This is a genomic window from Chlorobiota bacterium (assembly GCA_016700335.1).
In the GTDB taxonomy this organism is placed as follows: Bacteria; Bacteroidota; Ignavibacteria; order OLB7; family OLB7.
Genome location: CP065014.1, coordinates 1,754,070 through 1,773,925, shown reverse-complemented (window position 1 = coordinate 1,773,925; position 19,856 = coordinate 1,754,070). Strand labels below are relative to the sequence as shown.

Below are 19,856 nucleotides of genomic sequence, written 5' to 3'. Positions count from 1 at the left end.
GATTTATAAATACTTTTAAATCTATTTAGTTATTACCATTTTTCTAGATAATGTTTGTAATCCAGTTGTTAATTTGTATGTATAAATTCCTGATGGTAAATCATCTGCATTAAATTCAATCCTTTTTTTTCCATAAGGTAAAATTTCGTTAACTAAAACCTTAACTTCATCTCCATAATTATTAAAAAGACTCAATTTAACATTACTTTCAAATGCAGTTTCAAATTCAATAACAGTATTTGGATTAAAGGGATTAGGAAAATTTTGTTTTAATGAAATATTTCCAAAAGATTTTAATCTTCTATGATATGCATCACAATAATCATCTAATATAAATTTACTAGTAATTCTTTCGTAAATACCGCTAATATCACTGTTGGTAATTTCTGTAATAATTTCAGATTCAATTAAACTTCCTCTAAGTATATCAAATTGAACTTCAATAAATGAAACATTATTTGGTAAAAAGTTACTTGAGTTTATTTCAAAAATAAACATACCAGTTTTACTATTGTAAACTTCATTTGATATAGTTAATCCATTTATCAATGGAACAACTTTTAATGGATTCATCAAGTTAATATCAGTTTTAATATTTACTTTTAAACTATGTATTTCTCCATTTTGAGGATTTCTTAAACTAAAAGGAATACTAGAAACAACACTCCATCTTCCAAATACTAAACTAGGCGGAACTAATGAAACAATGAATTTATCATCAGGTTTTAAGCCCTCACCATTTAAATTCAAATTCAAAGTATCATTACAATTTCCATTAAAATAAATTATAGCAGTACAAGTATTTAAACCAACAATTTGTGGAATAAAATTAACTTCAAACATAATTGTATCATTCGGGTTTAGCACTTTCCCTTTATAATTGTTTGGTAAAGAGAAGCTAAAACCTGGCTTTGTGAGAATTATACTATCAACAACTTGTACTGTTTTACTATTGTTTTTAATCAATGCAAATCCCTTTGTTAAGGTACCTAAATTAACTGGAGTAAAAGTAGGGTTTATTCCAATTAATGATGTTTCATATAAAGCATGGATATTTATTTCTTTATTTAAATAACATGGTTGAGATGTTATATTAATTTTACTATAAAACTCTATAGGACTATTGAGTAATGCTTTAATTTTGATTCCAACTTCTTCACCTGGAGCTAATACAATATTTGTTGGTTGAACTACAAAGACTCCAGGTAAACTAGATGTTAAATTAACTGTATCATAAACCTGACCATCGTTTTTCAAATAAATAATTTTCTCACCAGTATTGTCACACCTATTTAATATAATATCTATCGAATCTAATAATGTTTTATCTGATTTAAGATAATCTAATTTTACTTTTACACCAATTCCTGAAATACTATAACTTAACCGTTTAGTTATAGGGTCATCTAGTTCAAGAATAACTGAATCTTGTGCTGAACCAGTAAAACTTCCCTTTAAACCTAAAATTATATTTATCTGATCTCCATTTTTAAATGAAATTGGAAAGTTAAAATTATTTAAAATAATAAATTTAGAATTTGCACCTTGAGATAAATAAATATTAATAATATTAGTACTATTTCCACCTTTATGAATTATTGGCAAACTATCTATTTTAGAGCTATCGCATGGATAAACACTACCAAATGAAACTCCAGTTGAATTTACATTTACTCCAATAAAAGTACTTGCTTTCAACTTGAAAGATAAAGTATCATCACATAAAATAGATTTTAAAGTAAACTTTAATTCAGAGTTAATGTTTGATGAACTATCGGATAAATAAATAGTAATTAAAAAAGTTTTTTTCTCTTTTGGTAAAAGAACAAACGGTAGTGCTGTTCCCAATGCAGCATATATAGTCGTTGGTTCAAAGTATGCATTATTTATAGTAACTGGTATATCGCCATCATTACTAATAACTACACTATCTCGATATACAGTTTTTATTGTTAATTTACCTTTATCGATTATTGATTGAGATAAAACAACGTTTGCACCTATTGCATTTCCTTTTATAATTACTGTATCAAATAAAGAACATGGTTCATATTTAACAATAAATTTTTCTTCAAAAGGACCAAGTTTAGTTGGATAACAATTAAAAAGTAAAGAATCAAGTTGTCCTGATTGAATATTCAAATTCTTTGGTTCTCTTACTATTTGAACAGAATTATCGTTATATAATCTAACACTAGATACCATTCTACCATCAACAGTTCCAATATTATTTATTAATACTTGAACTAATGAATTACTTCTAACACAAACATTACCAATATTATTAACCTTAGGAAAAAGTCTAATTGCACTGTTTCCCTTAGATCCTGAAACTGGAATTTTCCATGGATTTCTGAATGGGAGTGCATCGTTACTATTTACTAACAGTTCTGCAATTCTCCTGCCGTTAAATAGTGTAGGTTTGAACTTAACAATAAATTTGTCTTTACTTTTTATTGGAATTTTATATGGGAATAATGTAGGGTACAAAAGTTCAAACTGAGTTGAGTCAGCACCTAAAACATCAATTTTATTAATAACAAGTTCTTCATTACCTTCATTACCTACAATTAAAGTATCAATCCTTGTAGAATCTCCGCAAGCTATTCCTAAAAAATCTATTGATGATTTATAAGGTAATGCAAAAAGAGGACTAGTAGCATAAAATCTTACATATATGTTTGTATCACGATTACAGGGTTGTAATCTAAACCAAAATCTTCTATAATTCCAACCTGTATCTCTAGCAATACCTTTGAAACAAATGTTCATTAATGAATCTTTTAATATCGACATATTGAATGGAGCATAAGGAAATTGAGTTAATGAATCTAAACCATCTTGCCCAATCCCGAAGTTTACAGATTGAATTTGATCTCCTATATTTTTAAAAGTTATGCATCCAGTTGTTGGAGCTCCAACTTTTACTTGAGGTAATGTTAACGTATCTTTAATTGTTGCATCAAACTTATAATCTATTGATCCTGTTCCAACTTTTACTTTAACTCTCACAATTGAATTACTTGAATCATTCGATTTAATAATAAGATCTGCAGTAGCATTTAAATTACTAGTTAATTGTACATTAATTGTTAAGTAGCCATTATCTCTAGGGTTTATTTTATAAGGAAAATTTCCACCAGTTGATAATGAAACTCTAAAAGTGCCTCCAATTTCATTTTCAAAATATACAGTATCAATTGTTAATGGTACTTGACCACCATTTTGAAAAGTAAAATAAGTAAAACTTCCACCATTACAAACTGCAGCATTTAATGTTAAATTATTGGCTGATAATATAGTTGGTTTTTCAGCTATTCCAGTTAATATAACAAAAGGGTTAGGTGAAACTCCTTGAATAAAATATTCTAATTTTGCATATTTTCTACCATATGAAATAGGCGTGAATTTAACTGGAGTATTTGCAAATTCACAAGCAGTGATGGCTTGGGATTGATTTAAATCTGCGGTTGTTGTAAACATATTTGCATCCGGTCCTGTTATAGTTCTATTTGTTACTAGTGAATTCCCACCAATAGAAATAATTTTTGCAAAAAAATCTGGAGATTGAACGTTTAGCAAATAAGCTCCAAAATCCAATGTATCAGGTCTTGTATATGTAATTTTTGAATCTTCATCAAATTTATAAATACCATCCCCAACAGCCCAACCATTTTTACTATCTACAAAATAAATATCATCAACTCTATCAACTGTATCCATTCCACAATTTCTAGAATTCCAAGTTTCTCCACCATCTAATGTTCTATAAGTTTTACCACCATCTCCACAAACCCAGCCTTCTAAATTAGAGTACATCGTCACTCCCCACATCCATCCTGGAAAATCAATAAATTTCCAAGTATTTCCAAAATTTTTAGAAATAGTGATTTTTCCTTTTTGAGGGAAAATCCCTTGGTCATCAATAGATGCGATTAAAATTTTATCTAAACTAACATACATATCTTCTTGGAAACCAAAATTACCAGTGTTACTAAAACTAAAAGTTTTACCATCATCTTTAGAAATCCAAATTTGACCTATCCCACCAGTAACATAATAAACTCCATTATAATAATAAGAAGCACCCATTCTCAAATCACTATAACCAATTTGCTTATTATCAATCCAAGTGGCACCACCATTTGTAGTTCTATAAAAATGGATTGGTCGGCTAGAATCGCTATAATTACTCCAAACATAAATACCATTATTTTTATCTTTAAACCACGCAGTACCACTAGTTGATCCAGCAAAATAGATTCTATTTTTAGGTGATACATCTACCCAAGTTTTACCGCTGTTTGTTGTTTTCCAAACTCCATCATCACCAGAAATAAAGCCATTATTTAAATCTACAAAACAAATATCTCTATTTACTGATCCACTAGCATTTGGTAAAGAATCAACCACCCACGAATTTCCTCCATTTGATGTATGCAATACTCTAACACCGGAATTATAAACATTTCCAGTACCTAAATATGAAGCTTCTGTAATCCAACCATTATTAATATCCCAAAAGAGAACTTCCGTAAAAAAATAATTTTGAAAAATTGGGAGTTTTGTCCATTGAGCAGATAGATTGCTAGTGCAAATCAAAAACAAAAAATTAATTGTAATTAACGATTTTAAAATCTTATTCATATGAAAAAAAATTATATTTAAACTAAAATAAATAAAACAAAAGTAAGTTACGAATTGAATCTTAAAGAAAAATATAGTTGAAAACTTTTTTATTTAATAAAAAAATGGATGTAAATTTGTATTCAATTAAATTATAAGAATACTTAGATGTTTAATAAACATGTTTGGAGCAATAGAAGACATAAGATAGAAGTTTTTTTATGCAATACAGAAGTAATTGGAAGTATCGTTAATTTCGAAAGTAATATTATTTTAGTTAATCCAAAATCTGAAATTTTATCTGCTTTATATAGTGAAGGAAAAATAAAAAATATAAATTCTATCAATACAATTGTGTTAACAAATAAATCTATTGACTGTTCAAGAGGATTATGTTCTGTAATGAATTATTTTAAAGTAATGAGACGAAGAAAAGTTTTAACTGTTATAACACGTAATGATGCTTATGCAATATCAATGAATAATTGGTGTTTAAAAATGTTTTCTGGATCAATTTTCCCAACTAAGTTTGTTACTTTAAAAATTAATAAAAATTTCATATACAACGATTTAAATTTATCTTTTAAAAATTATGAATCTGAGATTGATAAAATTTTTTTAAAGATAAGTTCAAAAGTTCATAATTTATATTATTTAGACTCAGATTCTAAATTCGATTTCTTGCAAAAGATTGATTCAGAAATTGATGTTATTATTAATGAATTCAAATTAGAAAAAGCAGCAAAATTGATTAAATATGAATTAGAAATTGTTTAAATAAATAATGAAGTAATTTATTTGAAAGTAAAAGTTAATTTTTTTTGCATTATTACAAGTTATTTATCCTTTTTAATGTAATTATTGAAAAATAATTTCTTTCAATTGAAATTGGATTTATATTTTTGCAAACCTTTTTTTTAGGAATTAAATAGATTTCATTTTATAATGAGATTTTGTAGGAAATAATATATTAGTCTAATTACAATGTCTGAACAAGAAAATTTAAACATCACTGAAAACAGTCAAGATCTAAATACTACTGCAGATTCGGTAACAAGTAATGATTTAAGTGCCCCAACTGAGCAAGTTGCAAGTGAATTGAATGAGCCATTACAACAAGAGATATTTAGTGAAAATCCAACTGAAGATGTTCAAACTGAGCAGATGAATAATTCAATTGAAAGTAATCCACTACCTGAAGTTGTTTCAAATGATGAAAAATCAATTCAAACGTTAATTAACGATACTCAAAATATTTATTCAAATTTAGTTGAAGAGGAAGCAATTAAGCGAGAAGAAATTATAGTTGTTGATAATGAAAAAGAAAAAACTGAAACTAAAGTAGTTATTCCAAAAAGTAAGTTTCCTGAAATTCCAATTGAAGAAATGAAATCTTTATGGGCTGAAGTAGTAACTAAAAAAAATTCTAATCAGATTATTGAACTTACAACAGTAAATCAAAATCGAGGAGGAGTTGTTGCATCATATAAAGGTTTAGAAGTTTTTATTCCTTCTTCACATTGGACATTAGATAGGAATCCTCACATTACAAAAGAAGGTGATGTTTTCACAGCAAATTTTCTAGAAGTTACTAGTTTTGATACTGATGCTAGGAGGATTACTGCTTCACGAAGATCAATTTTGAGAAGAGAAAAATTAGAAACTTTAAATGTTGGAGACAAATTAAAAGGAAAAGTTTCTTCAGTATTAGATTTTGGTGCTTTTATTGATCTTGGTGGAATTGAAGGACTCCTTCATATATCTGAAATGAGCCATACTAGAGGAAGTAGTGCAAATGAATTAGTAAAGAAAGGAGAAGAGATAGAAGTTATTATCAAAGATATTGATAAAACTAAAAAGAAAATTAGTTTAACTAGAAAAGAATTATTACCATCACCATGGGTAGGTATTTCAGATAAATATAAAGTTGGAGAAATAATCAAAGGTAAAGTTTCAGGAATTAGTAAGGTTGGAGCTTATGTTGCTGTTGTCAATGGAATTGAGGGGTTTGTAAGAATTTCAGAACTATCATGGACAAAAAGAATTAACGACCCATCTGAAGTTTTAAAGAAAGGTGATGAAGTTAATGTCAAAGTGCTTGGAATAGATGAGCAAAAACAAAAAATGAGTTTATCATACAAACAAACCCAAGAAAATCCTTGGCAAATTGTTTTGGATAAATTTACTCCAGAAGCAGAATTTGAAGGAGTTGTCAAAAGTATTTCCTCTAAAGGTGTAGTTTTATCAGTTGATGAAATTGAAGGATTCTTACCAAGAGGAAGAATGGGTAAATTGTCACAAAGACTTACTGAAATTCACCCTGGTGAAGTTATTTCAATTTGTGTTATAGAGGTTGATTCAGCAAGAAAATCTGTCATATTTGGAATAAAAGGTGTTGAAAGAGAACCAAGAAGGGAAGCCATAGGAGAAAGACGAGATGGAGGTAGTAACAATAACCTGAGTAGTGGGGGTGGTGGTATGAAAAGAGAAGGTGGAGCTAAACGTGATGGAGATAGAAGAAACAGTGGAAGCAATAGTGGTGATAAAAGAGATGGAAATAACTTTGGAGGTGGAGGAGGTGGTAAAAGATTCGATCGTCGTGAACAAACTGGACCTCCAACAAAAGGATCCAATGAGTTAAAAACATCTGAAACTGTATCAAACTTCACAATAGGAGAAATGTTAGGAGATGCATTAAAAAAACTTCAAGGAAATTAAATTTTAGTACTTTTAATTAAATTCTTATTTTAGAGTTTAGTTATCTGCCCGGGTGGCGAAATGGCAGACGCACAGGACTTAAAATCCTGGGAGCCGTAAGGCTCGTGTGGGTTCAAGTCCCACCCCGGGTACAAGGTTGTATGTTTTTAAGCGGTTTACTGAGAATGCTGTGTCACTTTAAGTGTCATTCTACTCTATAAACTGCTTTTTTTATTATAAAAATTGAATATCTGGATGAGAAAATATAAATTTTTAAATTGAATTTTAATATAAATCAATTCATATCAATCAAATAAAATCAGAATTAAACTAATACTCATTTTTTAACAATGAAATACAAAAATAGAAAAGAAATATTAGTCAATAATAGTTATAGTTTAACTACTCTTGGAAAACGTTTTTTTCAATGATAGTAGATTTGGTATTTCTAATTATCATTTTTGCATTGCTTCAAGTGTTAATTCAGTTATTTGGTTTTGACTTAAAACATATCAAAGTTGAAGGTTTCACTCATATAGATATTGAATCTGATAACATTAGTGAAACCGGTAAATTATTTATATATGTATCCCAACAATTTATTTTACACTAAGTACATATTTTTTTAATGGACAATCTATTGGAAAGAAAATATTTAAAATAATAGTAATCTCCCTTTTTCATAATAAAATTGGATTTTGGCATTGCCTAGAAAGGAGTTTGGGATACGTTGCTTCTTCATTAGAATTAGGACTTGGTTTTATCCAAGCATTTTGGAATATAAACAAAATGACGCTTCATGACAAAATTACTGAAACAATAGTTATTAATTGTATAAATTAAGATAATCCATAATTTATTAAATTGAAAATTACAAAATAAAAAAATCGAATAATTGATAAACAATTACTCGATTTTTTTTTAGGAAAGATAAATTAAGATAAGATTTTATTAACAGCTTCAAAATTTGGTAATTCACCTGCACTTTCTAATACCTCTGAATGAAGTAATATTCCTTCAGTATTAATTACAAATGCTGCTCTTTTAGATACTCCTTTTAACCCTTGTATCCAAGTTTCATAAAACGCACCATATTGTTGAGATACATCTTTGTTATGATCTGATAAAAGTTGTATATTAATTTTGTTAGCATTAGCCCAAACACCTTGAGCAAAAGGCATATCCACAGATATCCCCAAAACAACAGCATTTAATTTTTCATAACTTTCCATATTTTCTGTCATAGTGCACATTTCATTTGTACAAACACCTGAGCCAGCAGCTGGAAAAAAAAGAAGTATAACATTTTTTCCTGAATAATCACTTAATGATATTTGTTTAACACCATCTGAAGTCATTCCAGGTAAAGTAAAATTTGGAGCTAAATCCCCGATTGTTAAAGACATGTAATAATATTTGATTTTAATTAAAAAAAGATTGCAAATCTATTCAAAATATATTAAATTATTGAATAATTATTAGACGAATTTAAAGTAATTAAATTTTTATATTATATTTTCTAATGTTACAAAATAGTTGTTAATTGTCAAAACAAAGTAGATTTTCTAAATTAATTATAAACAACTCTTCACTGTGGCTATTTTCCAAAAAAATATCATTAGCATGTCTAAATTATCTCTTACTTCTGAAACAGATGAAGTACTGTATAAGAATTTTATGATAGGTGATGAAATGGCTTTTACAGCCATATATGAGAGGTATGAAAGGGGTATTCTTACATATTTGAAAACTACAATGCGTGATCAACCTGCCGCAGCTGATGATTTGTTCCAAGAAACTTTTATTAGATTATACAGAGAAAGAACACGACAAGCAAAAGCATTAGAAACAGGAGGAGATTACCGACCAATTGAAAATTTAAAATCTTGGTTATTTAGAGTAGCACATAACTTAGCAATGAGTTATTTAAGGATTGGAAAAAGAACTGTTTCTTTAACTGTTGATGAAGATGATGATAATCCTAATAGATGGGATGAAAGATTAATGGTACCAGTTGAAGAATCATTTGCTGAATTATATGGAAATGAAGATATTTTTAGTAGTGAACAATTGTATTCAAAACTTTTACAATGTGTTGAACTATTACCTAAATCACTAAAAGAAGTTTATGTATTAAGAGAAATGAATGGATTTGAATATGAAGAAATATCTGAAACCATAGGAGTTTCTGAAGAAGCTGCAAGGATGAGATTATCAAGAGCTAGAAAAACACTTAGAAAAGCCTTGAAAAAGTATATTAAAGTAGATTAACCCTTTTAACAATTTTCGAAAATTACAACAAAATATATAATTTTAAATAATGAACAATATAGAAGAAATAATTTCAGCTTACTTAGATAATGAACTTCCTCAAGAAAAGGAAGCAGAATTACATCAGTTGTTATCCGAAAATGAAGAAGACAGAGTTATATTCCGTCAACACATTAAACTTCAACAATTAGCACGCGAAAGCCAATGTATTGTATCTGCTAGTCCTACATTGAAAACTGCACTTTTCACTAGGTTGCAAATGGAAGAAGGTATGACTTATCAAGCTAAAAATGCTTTAATTGATAAACCCGAGTTAATTGAGAATGTAGTAAGTCAACCTAAAGTTGTAAAATCTAAATTTATTTGGAAAAAGAGTTTGATGTTTGCTCCATTTGTTGTTGCTTCACTTTTTGGTACTGTTGTTTTATGGAAATCATTTGTTAGTAATCCTAATATTAGTAGTTTACCTAAAATTGATAAAACTATTACAAAGGGTTTAGATAACTCATTAAATAATGATTTAAGTTTAGTTAAACCCGTTCCAGATCAAGGAGTTATTTCTACTAATTTATTAGATTCAAAAAGTCCTGTACCAGTAATTTCTGATTTAACAACTAAACTTCCATCAACTACTTTTACTTTAAATAAGCAAACTATAGCTTTAAATTCTGAGGTTCCAGGGACTCGTTCTTTAGTAAAATTTGATTCAAAGTTTGAAAAAACTGATTCTCCATCTAGAAGCAGTTCTCAGAGTAATGGAAATAATAGATCTGCAGGTGGTTTAGAAGTTGCATCAATTGTAAATGAGAATGCTAAAGAAAATAGTCATTCTAATATGACACCATCATTACCTACATCATTAAAGTCTACCGAAGCAGATGTAATTGAAATTAGTGATAATTTTTCTGTAGATACAGGTGGACCTGTTAATAAAATGAATTTTACTTCCTTTAATAGTAATAGTTTAGATGATTTAAATACGATGTTTATCGCTTTAAATAATATGAAATTGACCGATGAAAAGTTGGCTCAATTTCAACCAAGTGAAGAATTAAGGAATAATCCTATTTTATTAGCACATAGGAACGAATTAGAGAGTTCTAATAACGGTTTAAGCAAAATTTCAATTGGTGGTAATGGACTAAGTTTCAAACCATCAATTAAATCATCATACAAAACTTTAAGTATATCAAATAATGACTTTATAAAACTACTGGTATCTATCGTTAAAAGTAAAAGAGATACTAAAGGGAAACATGATGCCATCACAGCACGTGAAGTTTTAGAAATTGCTGACTCTTTATTAAAAGAAAGAAGTAAAAAATAAATTTAAATATTATTTAAAAAATAATAAAGTCTTCAATCTTGAATAGATTGGAGACTTTTTTTTAAAGCTAATTTAAAGATTTTCTATCTTACTTAATGAAATCATGTCAATTATTAATTCATCTATTCCGATTTGACCTTTATCTCCATCGCCATGAATCCTTAAAGAAACTTTATTAGCTAATTGCTCTTTTTCACCAATGATAATTAAATAAGGTATTTTTTGCATTTCAGCTTCTCTAATTTTATATCCTAACTTTTCGTTTCTATCATCAAATTCAATTCTAATTCCATTTGAATGAAATTTGTTAAAAACGTCTTTAGCAAAATCCATATATTTTTCTGAAAGAGGTAATATAATAGCCTGAACTGGTGCCAACCAAAACGGAAAATTTCCAGCAAAGTGTTCAATTAATACAGCAGTGAATCTTTCAAAGGAACCAAATGGTGCTCTATGAATCATTACTGGTCGTTGTTTGCTACCATCACTAGCAATATACTCTAACTCGAATCTTTCAGGTAAATTATAATCAAGTTGAACAGTACCTAATTGCCATTCTCTTTTCAATGCATCTTTTACCATGAAATCTATTTTTGGACCATAAAATGCAGCTTCACCAATACCTACTGTATATTCTAAATCATTTGCTTCAGTTACTTCTTTCAGAGAATTTTCTGCTGTGTTCCATAATTCATCTGTTCCAATATTAAACTTAGGATTATTTTTATCTCTAAAAGAAAGTCTAACCTTAAAATTATTTAATTGCAAAACTCTTAACACGTGTTTAACTAATTCGATAACTTTTGAAAGTTCTTCTTTAACTTGATCTGGTCGACAAAAAACATGAGCATCATCTTGAGTAAAACCCCTAACTCTAAGCAAACCCCCTAATTGACCAGATTTTTCATATCTATAAACTGTACCAAATTCTGCTAATCTAATAGGTAAATCTCTAAAACTATGTTGTTTATTTGAATATATTTGACAATGATGAGGGCAATTCATTGGTTTTAACATATACTGTTCATCATCAACTTCTATTGGCCTAAATTGTCCATCTGAATATTTTTCATAATGTCCACTAGTTTTATATAATTCTAAGTTACCAATATGTGGTGTAATAACTTGCTGATAACCCAATTTACGTTGTTCACCACGTAATAATTTTTCAAGATTCTCTCTAAGAACGGCACCTTTTGGTAACCATATTGGAAGTCCTTGTCCAACTAATTGACTAAACATAAATAACTCCATTTCTCTTCCTATTTTTCTATGATCTCTCTTTTTTGCTTCTTCAAGTAAAATTAAATGTTCATCTAATTGAGATTTTTTTGGGAAAGTTATCCCATAAACTCTTTGAAGTTGTTGTCTTGACTGGTCAGCCTTCCAATAAGCCGCTGATATATTCATTAGTTTAATTGCTTTAATCATTCCTGTTGATGGAATATGAGTTCCTCTACATAAATCAGTGAAGTTACCTTGTTTATAAAAAGTTATTTCCCTGTCTTTAAAATCATTTAATAGTTCTAATTTAAATTCATCACCTTTAATTTTAAAAAATTCAACAGCTTCTTCCCATGAAATATTTTCTCTATAAAATTTATTGTCTTCTTTAGCAAGATAACTCATTTTATTTTCAATTTCATGAAGATCAAGTTGTGTTAAACTATAACCGTCTGCAATTTCCATATCGTAATAAAAACCACCTTCAATACTAGGTCCTATACCAAATTTAGTTCCTGGAAAAAGGTCTTCAACAGCTTCAGCAAGTAGGTGGGCAGAGGAATGCCAGAATATTGCTTTGCCTTCTGGATCATTAAAAGTTAGTAATTTGATTGATGAATCTTCAATTATTGATCTAGTTAGATCATAATTAACTCCATTAACAACAATACCAACAGCAACTTTTGCTAAACTTTGAGAAATTCCTTCAGCTATTTGTAAGCCAGTTACACCAATTGGTAATTCTTTTACTGAATTATCAGGAAGTGTTATTTTAATGTTTTGCATGATAATGTATTAGTTAAAAATTCAATTATAAAATTTAGTTTAATTTATATTAAACAAGTGATAAAAAATCTAATTTAATATTACTAAAAAAGCGGACATCCTAATAAAAAGGAATGACCGCCATATAAAGAGAAATAAGCATTGGAACTAATTAAAAAACCTTACAATTGGCTTAAAAGTTGGTTTGAAAGAAAAAAGCTTATCACCTTTACAATAGGTAATCAATTAAATTTAATTGCAATATATAAAAAATAATTTTAAAGACTTATATTTGTAAAGAAATTATTTTACAATAATTTCGTCTTAACCTTTACTAATAATTTATATTTAATAATAAAATGAAACTTCCAATCTATTTAGATAATAATGCAACAACTCAAGTTGATAAAAGAGTTTTAGATGAAATGATACCATATTTTTGTGAAATATATGGTAATGCTTCAAGTAGAAATCATGATTTTGGATGGCATGCAGAGTCTGCTGTTGAGAATTCTAGGAGTATTATATCCAATTCAATTGGGGCTGAATCTAAAGAGATTGTATTTACATCAGGAGCGACTGAAAGTAATAATCTTGCAATTAAAGGGGTTGCTGAAATGTATTCAACAAAAGGAGATCATATTATTACAGCAACAACAGAACATAAAGCAGTAATTGATACTTGTAAATCATTAGAAAGAAAAGGAGTTAGAGTTACATATTTGCCTGTATCAAAAGAAGGTTTTATTGATTTACAAGCTCTTAAAGATGCTTGTACAGATAAAACACTTTTAGTTTCAATAATGCATGCTAATAATGAGATTGGTACAATTCAGGATATAAAATCTATTGGTGCTATCTGCCGTGAAAAAGGGATTTTATTACATACCGACGCAACTCAAAGTGTAGGAAAAATACCATTTAATGTTGACGATTTAAACATTGATTTAGCCTCATTTACCGCACATAAAATGTATGGTCCAAAAGGAGTTGGTGCACTTTATGTTAGAAAGAAAAAACCACGTGTAAGGTTAGCCTCTCAAATTGATGGGGGTGGTCACGAAAGAGGTATGAGATCAGGTACTTTGAATGTACCTGGTATTGTTGGTTTTGGAAAAGCTTTAGAAATTGCAATAAATGAAATGGATCAAGATACTAATCATGTAATTGGACTTAGAAAAAAATTATGGGATGGTATAAATGCAAAGTTAGATGAAATTTATATTAATGGTCCACATCCTGTAATTGATTCAACAAGAAGACTCCCTGGAAATCTAAACATTTCTTTTGCTTATGTTGAAGGAGAAGGGATGATGATGGGCATCAAAGAGATAGCTGTATCATCTGGGTCTGCTTGTACATCAGCAACTTTAGAACCAAGTTATGTTCTAAAGGCATTAGGTGTTGGTGAAGACTTAGCACATTCATCAATTAGATTTGGTCTTGGAAGATTTACAACTGAAGAAGAAATAGATTATACTTTAGATAAATTAATAGGAGCAGTCTCACATTTAAGGGATATGTCACCTCTATATGAAATGGTAAAAATGGGAATAGATCTTAATTCAATTGAATGGGCTCATCATTAATTCAATAATCTTTTGAGACTTTGATTTTGGCATTAATTTTAATTTAGTACTTAACTCAATTCGTTTAATTTCCTTATTTTTGGCAAACATTTATTATTTATTAAAATATGAATTATAGTCTAAATTCTCTTAAGGAAAATCCAAAACCGTTATTTGATTTTATGAAAGAAAATCATTTCCCAGTTTTTCATAAATCAGGAATATTTTTTAGAGATTTTCAATATGGACTCTCTAGGTTTTTAGATAAGAATCAAGTTAAAGTCCCTTATAGTAAATTTGAAAAAGTTGCTTTAGATTTAGCTAATACTTTAGAAGAAAAGGGTATTTTTAGAAGATTAAATAAATTAGGTTATGAATTAAATATGGTAGATTATTCATTAATTGAACCCTTAGAATATGAAGAAATTGAAGAACATGTTTCTGTAAGTGAATCCAAACCAAAAATTAAAAAAGCTCTAGAACCTGTAAGTCCAGAAATTTCAAATCAGAGAATTTTAAAATGGAAAGAAAAAATAAATGCAGCAAAATTAACTAAAGGACTTTAGAGTAATTTTTATATAATATTAGAATCTATAAAAGTAAAATAAATATTGGTTGAAATCGGCATTAAGAAATTGACTCAATAAAAATTTTAAAATAAATTTAAATAAATTTAAATAAATTAATATGGCATATTCAGATAAAGTTATAGATCATTTTAATAATCCAAGGAATGTTGGAACATTAGATGTAAGTGATGCAACAGTTGGTACTGGTTTAGTGGGTGCACCTGAGTGCGGGGATGTGATGAGGTTGCAAATTAAAATTAATCCTGAAACAGGAGTAATTGAAGAAGCCAAATTTAAAACATTTGGATGTGGTTCAGCTATTGCATCTTCAAGTTATGCAACAGAATTAATCAAAGGTAAAACTATCGAGGAAGCATTTGAGTTGAAAAATACACAAATAGTTGAAGATTTAAATTTACCACCCGTTAAAATACATTGCTCAGTTTTAGCAGAAGATGCAATAAAAGCAGCAGTTGAAGATTTTAAGAAAAAACAGGCAACTTTAATTGCTAGCGTTGAAGTATCATAATTACAAATAAAATTTACAAATTGTCAAATGTCAGATATATTAGATATAGAAATATTATCCCCAAAGATTTCAAATCCATCTTCTCCAATTTCTATAACTGAAAAAGCAGTTTTAGAAGTACATAAAATAATGGAACAAAATAAAATTCCTAGTGATTATGGTTTAAGAGTAGGTGTAAAGGGTGGAGGTTGTTCTGGTTTAAGTTACACTTTAGGTTTTGATTCTCAAAAAAGAGATGGTGATAAAGAGGTGTTGTTAGGTGATGTAAAATTGTTTGTAGATGCTAAAAGTTTGTTCTATTTGATGGGAACTGAACTTGATTTTACAGATGGTTTGAATGGTAGGGGTTTTACTTTTAATAATCCTAATGCAGCCAAAACATGTGGATGTGGTTCAAGTTTTGGAGTATAGGTAAATATTTATGTTGTATTAGTGAAATACAGAGAATCCCGTCAAAATTTTTTTTTACGGGATTCTTTCTTTTATCAACCTACACTTTAATTGATTTAGAATTTATTTCCTTTTTTTGGATTTTTTAGTAGTTTTTCCTTTTTTTGTTGCTGAACTTTTTGCATCTGGATTAACTTCTTTGATTGGAGGAGTTTCCACATATTGTGGTGGTCCAGTCCAAAGAATTGTATTTTGCTTATCAAAAAGATATATTGAACCTGTATTCAAATTACTAGATCCAAAAATTGTAACTAAATTACCTATTTTGTCTGTAATTCTCATAGAACCACCATCTTGAGTACCAGAAAGAACGAAAACAGATTTGTTTAAGTCATTATTAAGATTCAATGAACCACCATTAGTAGTTGTTTGCTTTATATTAACTATATTGTTATTACCTTCAAAACTACTATTAATATCAATGTTACCTCCAGATTGATCTGAATTAACTTTAACTAACTTATCACCCATTGGATTTAAAAGTTCTATGCTTCTTGCTTGTACGACTTCAGCAACCTGAGGTTTAAAGGCAAATATAATTGAACCAACTATCAAACATAATGAAACCAATGAATATCTAAACCAATTGTTATTACTTTTTTCAATTCCTTTAAGCCTTTGCTCAATTATTAACATATTATTATTCATACTATTTGATTTATTTATTTTCTGTTGATGAAATAGGGGACCAAGTCAAATTTCCTAAATTATCATAAATAGACAATGCACCTTTACCATCTTTATCTGGGGATGCATTTAATACTGAAACTCCTTGATTGTTTGAAATAGAAATTATACCTCCATTTTGGAAGCCACCAGCACTAACTACGGTTTTTGCTGCATCATTTTGAATTTTTAATGTCCCATATCCATAACTATTTCCTCCTATATTAACAATGGGAGTTTTAAAAGAATTATTAACTGTTATTGTGCCACCATTATTGTCATTACTTAGAACTACAACTGGATCACCCATTGAGTTTACAACTTCAAATTTTCTTGCTTGAATTACATCAGGAATAGAGGGAATTGCTGCAATTGAGATTATACAAATTATGCAAAAAGTTAATGCAATGGAAATTACTCTCCATTTTTTGTTAGAGGACTCTAATTGAGTCAATCTATTATTTAATGTTACTAATTTTGTTTCCATTTGATTGAAAATTATTAAGTTTTAGAAATTTATGATGATTAAGATTACAAATTTAAAATATAATTTATAGTAAATTTATTCAGGTACAAAGTGTAAAACACAGGATTTATTAAATTCTAGAATCTCGTTTGCAAATGCTTTTACATTATCCTTAGTAATTGAATTATATTTTGAGAATTCTAAATTGATTCTATTTATGTCATTTAAGAAAACATGGTTTGAAGCTAAAGCATTTGAAACGCCACTTAAATAATTAAAAGTATTTGATATAGAAGCTTCCATAACATTTTTCGCAGATTGTAATTCCCTAGTTGAAATTCCTTCAGATTTAATTAAGTTGATCTGTTCCATTAACATATTTTCCAATTCTTCTGGAGTAGAAATTCCATTTGATGTTGCTGAAAAAATAATCATTCCATTTTTTTCAAAAGAAGCATTAAAGCATGATACTTGCTGAGCAATAGGGTTAGAGTTAAATACCATACTAGATTGCAACCTGCCTGAGCGTCCTTCTTCCATTATTAAGGCAAGAATATCTGCTGTTTCAGAATTCTCTGAACCAATTTTTAATCCTTTAAATCCTATAAAAACTTTAGATAAAGGAACATTGTCTTTATGAATTAGTCTTTTTTGTCCTGTAATAATATTATCAATTACACCATCAAATTTCACTTCATCTCCTTGTTCAATATCACTATAATGTTTTTCAATCAACTGAATTACATCATCATATTCAAAATCACCAGAAACTACTAAAGTTGCATTATTTGGTTTGTAAAATTTATTATGAAAAGCTTTACATTCTTCAAGTGTTGATTCAGCTAATTGATCCATATTACCAATTGGTGTCCATGAATAATTTGTATCAGAAAATAACATGGAAGTTAATAAAGGAAACAATTTTCCATATGGAGCATTAACATATCTTTGATTATATTCCTCAAAAACAACATCTCGTTGATTATCAAAATTTTCTTGAGATAAATCTAAAGCACGCATCCTATCTGCTTCTAACCACAATCCTAATTCTAAATAATCAGATGGTAATGTTTCATGATAATCTGTCCTATCAAATGAAGTAGAACCATTTAAAGATCCCCCAACTTTTTGAATATAAGTAAAATGTTCTGACTTTTTAAGGTTCTCACTACCTTGAAACATTAAATGTTCAAACAAATGTGCAAATCCAGTTCTGTTTGGTAATTCATTTTTTGAACCTACATGATACCAGACTAAGATATTGACTATTGGTGCTTTATTATTTTTATACAATATAATTTTTAAACCATTCTTAAGTGAATAGGTTTTAAAATCAATTTTATTAATAGCTGATATTTCCTGATTAGTAAACATAATTATTATTTAATTTCCCAATAAATTTTTGATCTCAACTCAACTAACCATTTGGAATATTCTTTGTTTTGTTTATAAACTGTTGCCATACGGGCTAACTGAATTCTATCTTCTTTTGGGTCAAGTTTATGTGCTGGAATTTTCTGACTAAACTTTAAAATATGATAAGCATTTTCAGTTGGAGAAAGAGAAACTATAGAAGGATTTGATATTTCTCCAACTTTTAAATTTGATAAGTCTCTTTTGTAATCTGGAGTTAATTGTTCTGAACTGAATTTCCCTAAATTCCCACCAGAACCTCTAGAACTTTCATCTTCGCTAAATTTTTTAGCAAGTGAATCAAATGACTCCCCTGAATTTGCCTTATTCTTTAACTCATTCAACCTATTAATTAAATTTGTTTTATCAACATCAGATTCTATTACTTTTAATAAAATATGCCTTGTATGATGTTCATTATTTTTTTTATCCAACAACTGAATAATATGAAATCCAAATTGAGTTTCAATTGGTTTTGATATTTCCATTATGCTTAATTGTTTAGCTGCATCTTCGAATGGTTTTACAAATTTCCCTTCACCAACAAAACCAAGATCTCCACCTTTGACTGCAGAACCAGGGTCAGATGAATATCTTTTTGCAAAATCTGAGAAATCCCCACCATTTTTCAAAGAATCGATGATTTTATTTGCTAAGGCAATTGTTAATTCTTTAGCGTTTTGACTAGGTTTGATTTTTAAAGCAAGATGCTTTATTTCAAATTGTTCAGGAACATATGGTAAAGAATCTTTATAAGAACTATAGAATTCGTTTATATCGTTTTCAGTTGGTTTAACATTAGAAAATTTTCTGCGTTGAATATTCTCAACTAACATTTGTGATTTAATTAATTCTCTTGCTTCATTTCTAATTTGAACCATCGTCATTCCATAAATTTTTTCAAGTCTTTCTTCTGAACCAACTTGCTGGATTAGTCCACTAAGTCTCATATCTAATGCTTGTTGAACTTCGTCATCATTAACAGTTATACTATCTTCTTTTGCCTGAGCTAATACTAATTTTTCATCTATAACAGAATTTAATATTTGTTGAAAAACTTTTGGATCATTTACATCTAAATTGTTGCCCTGTTTTTGTTGTATTAAAATATAAATCTGTTGAATAATATTGCTTTTTAAAATCACTTCATTTCCTACAACAGCAGCTACACCATCAATTAGTTGTCTTTTGGATCCTGAAACAACTTGTGAATGAATATTGATTACACTAAAACAAAAAATAATAACTACTAAATAGAACTTATTCATAAATATCAATTTGTAGA

General features: G+C 28.5%; 16 protein-coding genes and 1 tRNA gene. 10 read left to right on the top strand and 7 right to left on the bottom strand.

What is annotated here, in order from left to right; translation table 11 throughout:
• Positions 1 to 21 precede the first annotated feature (21 nt).
• Positions 22 to 4,647 carry a T9SS type A sorting domain-containing protein gene (locus tag IPP08_07270; GenBank protein ID QQS65583.1) on the bottom strand — a complete coding sequence of 1,542 codons (4,626 nt, stop codon included), beginning with the start codon at positions 4,645 to 4,647 and terminating at the stop codon, positions 22 to 24.
• A gap of 147 nt (positions 4,648 to 4,794) precedes the next feature.
• Between IPP08_07270 and IPP08_07265 the strand changes: the two genes are divergently transcribed.
• From IPP08_07265 to IPP08_07250, 4 genes are all read left to right on the top strand, one after another.
• Complete coding sequence (locus tag IPP08_07265; GenBank protein ID QQS65582.1) at positions 4,795 to 5,403, top strand: hypothetical protein; 609 nt, start codon at positions 4,795 to 4,797, stop codon at positions 5,401 to 5,403.
• 207 nt (positions 5,404 to 5,610) lie between these two features.
• Positions 5,611 to 7,344 (top strand): S1 RNA-binding domain-containing protein, encoded by a 1,734-nt coding sequence (locus IPP08_07260; GenBank protein QQS65581.1) that lies wholly within the window; start codon positions 5,611 to 5,613, stop codon positions 7,342 to 7,344.
• Between the two features lie 46 nt (positions 7,345 to 7,390).
• A tRNA-Leu gene (locus IPP08_07255) sits at positions 7,391 to 7,475 on the top strand.
• Between the two features lie 421 nt (positions 7,476 to 7,896).
• Positions 7,897 to 8,166, top strand: a complete 270-nt coding sequence (locus IPP08_07250; protein ID QQS67850.1) for an RDD family protein — start codon at positions 7,897 to 7,899, stop codon at positions 8,164 to 8,166.
• 92 nt (positions 8,167 to 8,258) lie between these two features.
• Here IPP08_07250 and IPP08_07245 read toward each other — a convergent pair whose 3' ends face one another.
• Positions 8,259 to 8,729 carry a redoxin domain-containing protein gene (locus IPP08_07245; GenBank protein ID QQS65580.1) on the bottom strand — a complete coding sequence of 157 codons (471 nt, stop codon included), beginning with the start codon at positions 8,727 to 8,729 and terminating at the stop codon, positions 8,259 to 8,261.
• A gap of 217 nt (positions 8,730 to 8,946) precedes the next feature.
• On the opposite strand from IPP08_07245, the gene IPP08_07240 reads away from it, so the two are divergent.
• Together IPP08_07240 and IPP08_07235 are read left to right on the top strand one after the other, a co-directional pair.
• Positions 8,947 to 9,594, top strand: a complete 648-nt coding sequence (locus IPP08_07240; GenBank protein QQS65579.1) for an RNA polymerase sigma factor — start codon at positions 8,947 to 8,949, stop codon at positions 9,592 to 9,594.
• Between the two features lie 49 nt (positions 9,595 to 9,643).
• Positions 9,644 to 10,921 carry a hypothetical protein gene (locus IPP08_07235; protein QQS65578.1) on the top strand — a complete coding sequence of 426 codons (1,278 nt, stop codon included), beginning with the start codon at positions 9,644 to 9,646 and terminating at the stop codon, positions 10,919 to 10,921.
• Positions 10,922 to 10,993: 72 nt separating this feature from the next.
• Here the strand turns inward: IPP08_07235 and thrS are convergent, their stop codons facing one another.
• Positions 10,994 to 12,931, bottom strand: a complete 1,938-nt coding sequence (gene thrS / locus IPP08_07230) for a threonine--tRNA ligase (GenBank protein ID QQS65577.1) — start codon at positions 12,929 to 12,931, stop codon at positions 10,994 to 10,996.
• Positions 12,932 to 13,269: 338 nt separating this feature from the next.
• On the opposite strand from thrS, the gene IPP08_07225 reads away from it, so the two are divergent.
• The 4 genes from IPP08_07225 (at position 13,270) to IPP08_07210 (ending at position 15,987) form a co-directional block, all read left to right on the top strand.
• Positions 13,270 to 14,499, top strand: coding sequence for an IscS subfamily cysteine desulfurase (locus tag IPP08_07225; GenBank protein QQS65576.1), 1,230 nt, complete (start codon positions 13,270 to 13,272; stop codon positions 14,497 to 14,499).
• Positions 14,500 to 14,606: 107 nt separating this feature from the next.
• A complete protein-coding gene (locus IPP08_07220; GenBank protein ID QQS65575.1) occupies positions 14,607 to 15,044 on the top strand; it encodes a hypothetical protein in 438 nt (145 codons plus the stop codon).
• Positions 15,045 to 15,165: 121 nt separating this feature from the next.
• Positions 15,166 to 15,576 carry a Fe-S cluster assembly scaffold IscU gene (iscU, locus tag IPP08_07215; GenBank protein ID QQS65574.1) on the top strand — a complete coding sequence of 137 codons (411 nt, stop codon included), beginning with the start codon at positions 15,166 to 15,168 and terminating at the stop codon, positions 15,574 to 15,576.
• A gap of 27 nt (positions 15,577 to 15,603) precedes the next feature.
• The gene (locus IPP08_07210; GenBank protein ID QQS65573.1) at positions 15,604 to 15,987 is read left to right on the top strand and encodes an iron-sulfur cluster assembly accessory protein; all 384 of its coding nucleotides are present in this window, start codon (positions 15,604 to 15,606) and stop codon (positions 15,985 to 15,987) included.
• 102 nt (positions 15,988 to 16,089) lie between these two features.
• Here IPP08_07210 and IPP08_07205 read toward each other — a convergent pair whose 3' ends face one another.
• The 4 genes from IPP08_07205 to IPP08_07190 form a co-directional block, all read right to left on the bottom strand.
• Positions 16,090 to 16,674 carry a hypothetical protein gene (locus tag IPP08_07205; protein ID QQS65572.1) on the bottom strand — a complete coding sequence of 195 codons (585 nt, stop codon included), beginning with the start codon at positions 16,672 to 16,674 and terminating at the stop codon, positions 16,090 to 16,092.
• Positions 16,675 to 16,684: 10 nt separating this feature from the next.
• Positions 16,685 to 17,179, bottom strand: a complete 495-nt coding sequence (locus tag IPP08_07200) for a hypothetical protein (GenBank protein QQS65571.1) — start codon at positions 17,177 to 17,179, stop codon at positions 16,685 to 16,687.
• A gap of 75 nt (positions 17,180 to 17,254) precedes the next feature.
• Positions 17,255 to 18,532, bottom strand: a complete 1,278-nt coding sequence (locus IPP08_07195) for an insulinase family protein (protein QQS65570.1) — start codon at positions 18,530 to 18,532, stop codon at positions 17,255 to 17,257.
• 5 nt (positions 18,533 to 18,537) lie between these two features.
• Positions 18,538 to 19,839 carry a peptidylprolyl isomerase gene (locus IPP08_07190; protein ID QQS65569.1) on the bottom strand — a complete coding sequence of 434 codons (1,302 nt, stop codon included), beginning with the start codon at positions 19,837 to 19,839 and terminating at the stop codon, positions 18,538 to 18,540.
• Positions 19,840 to 19,856 lie beyond the last annotated feature (17 nt).

Excerpts from the sequence above, each read along its gene's own strand:
- IPP08_07195 (QQS65570.1), bottom strand. The coding sequence starts at position 18,532 with ATGTTTACTAATCAGGAAATATCAGCTATTAATAAAATTGATTTTAAA.
- IPP08_07240 (QQS65579.1), top strand. The coding sequence starts at position 8,947 with ATGTCTAAATTATCTCTTACTTCTGAAACAGATGAAGTACTGTATAAG.
- thrS (QQS65577.1), bottom strand. The coding sequence starts at position 12,931 with ATGCAAAACATTAAAATAACACTTCCTGATAATTCAGTAAAAGAATTA.
- IPP08_07260 (QQS65581.1), top strand. The coding sequence starts at position 5,611 with ATGTCTGAACAAGAAAATTTAAACATCACTGAAAACAGTCAAGATCTA.
- IPP08_07245 (QQS65580.1), bottom strand. The coding sequence starts at position 8,729 with ATGTCTTTAACAATCGGGGATTTAGCTCCAAATTTTACTTTACCTGGA.
- IPP08_07190 (QQS65569.1), bottom strand. The coding sequence starts at position 19,839 with ATGAATAAGTTCTATTTAGTAGTTATTATTTTTTGTTTTAGTGTAATC.
- IPP08_07220 (QQS65575.1), top strand. The coding sequence starts at position 14,607 with ATGAATTATAGTCTAAATTCTCTTAAGGAAAATCCAAAACCGTTATTT.
- IPP08_07270 (QQS65583.1), bottom strand. The coding sequence starts at position 4,647 with ATGAATAAGATTTTAAAATCGTTAATTACAATTAATTTTTTGTTTTTG.
- IPP08_07210 (QQS65573.1), top strand. The coding sequence starts at position 15,604 with ATGTCAGATATATTAGATATAGAAATATTATCCCCAAAGATTTCAAAT.
- IPP08_07205 (QQS65572.1), bottom strand. The coding sequence starts at position 16,674 with ATGAATAATAATATGTTAATAATTGAGCAAAGGCTTAAAGGAATTGAA.
- IPP08_07235 (QQS65578.1), top strand. The coding sequence starts at position 9,644 with ATGAACAATATAGAAGAAATAATTTCAGCTTACTTAGATAATGAACTT.
- iscU (QQS65574.1), top strand. The coding sequence starts at position 15,166 with ATGGCATATTCAGATAAAGTTATAGATCATTTTAATAATCCAAGGAAT.
- IPP08_07265 (QQS65582.1), top strand. The coding sequence starts at position 4,795 with ATGTTTAATAAACATGTTTGGAGCAATAGAAGACATAAGATAGAAGTT.
- IPP08_07200 (QQS65571.1), bottom strand. The coding sequence starts at position 17,179 with ATGGAAACAAAATTAGTAACATTAAATAATAGATTGACTCAATTAGAG.
- IPP08_07225 (QQS65576.1), top strand. The coding sequence starts at position 13,270 with ATGAAACTTCCAATCTATTTAGATAATAATGCAACAACTCAAGTTGAT.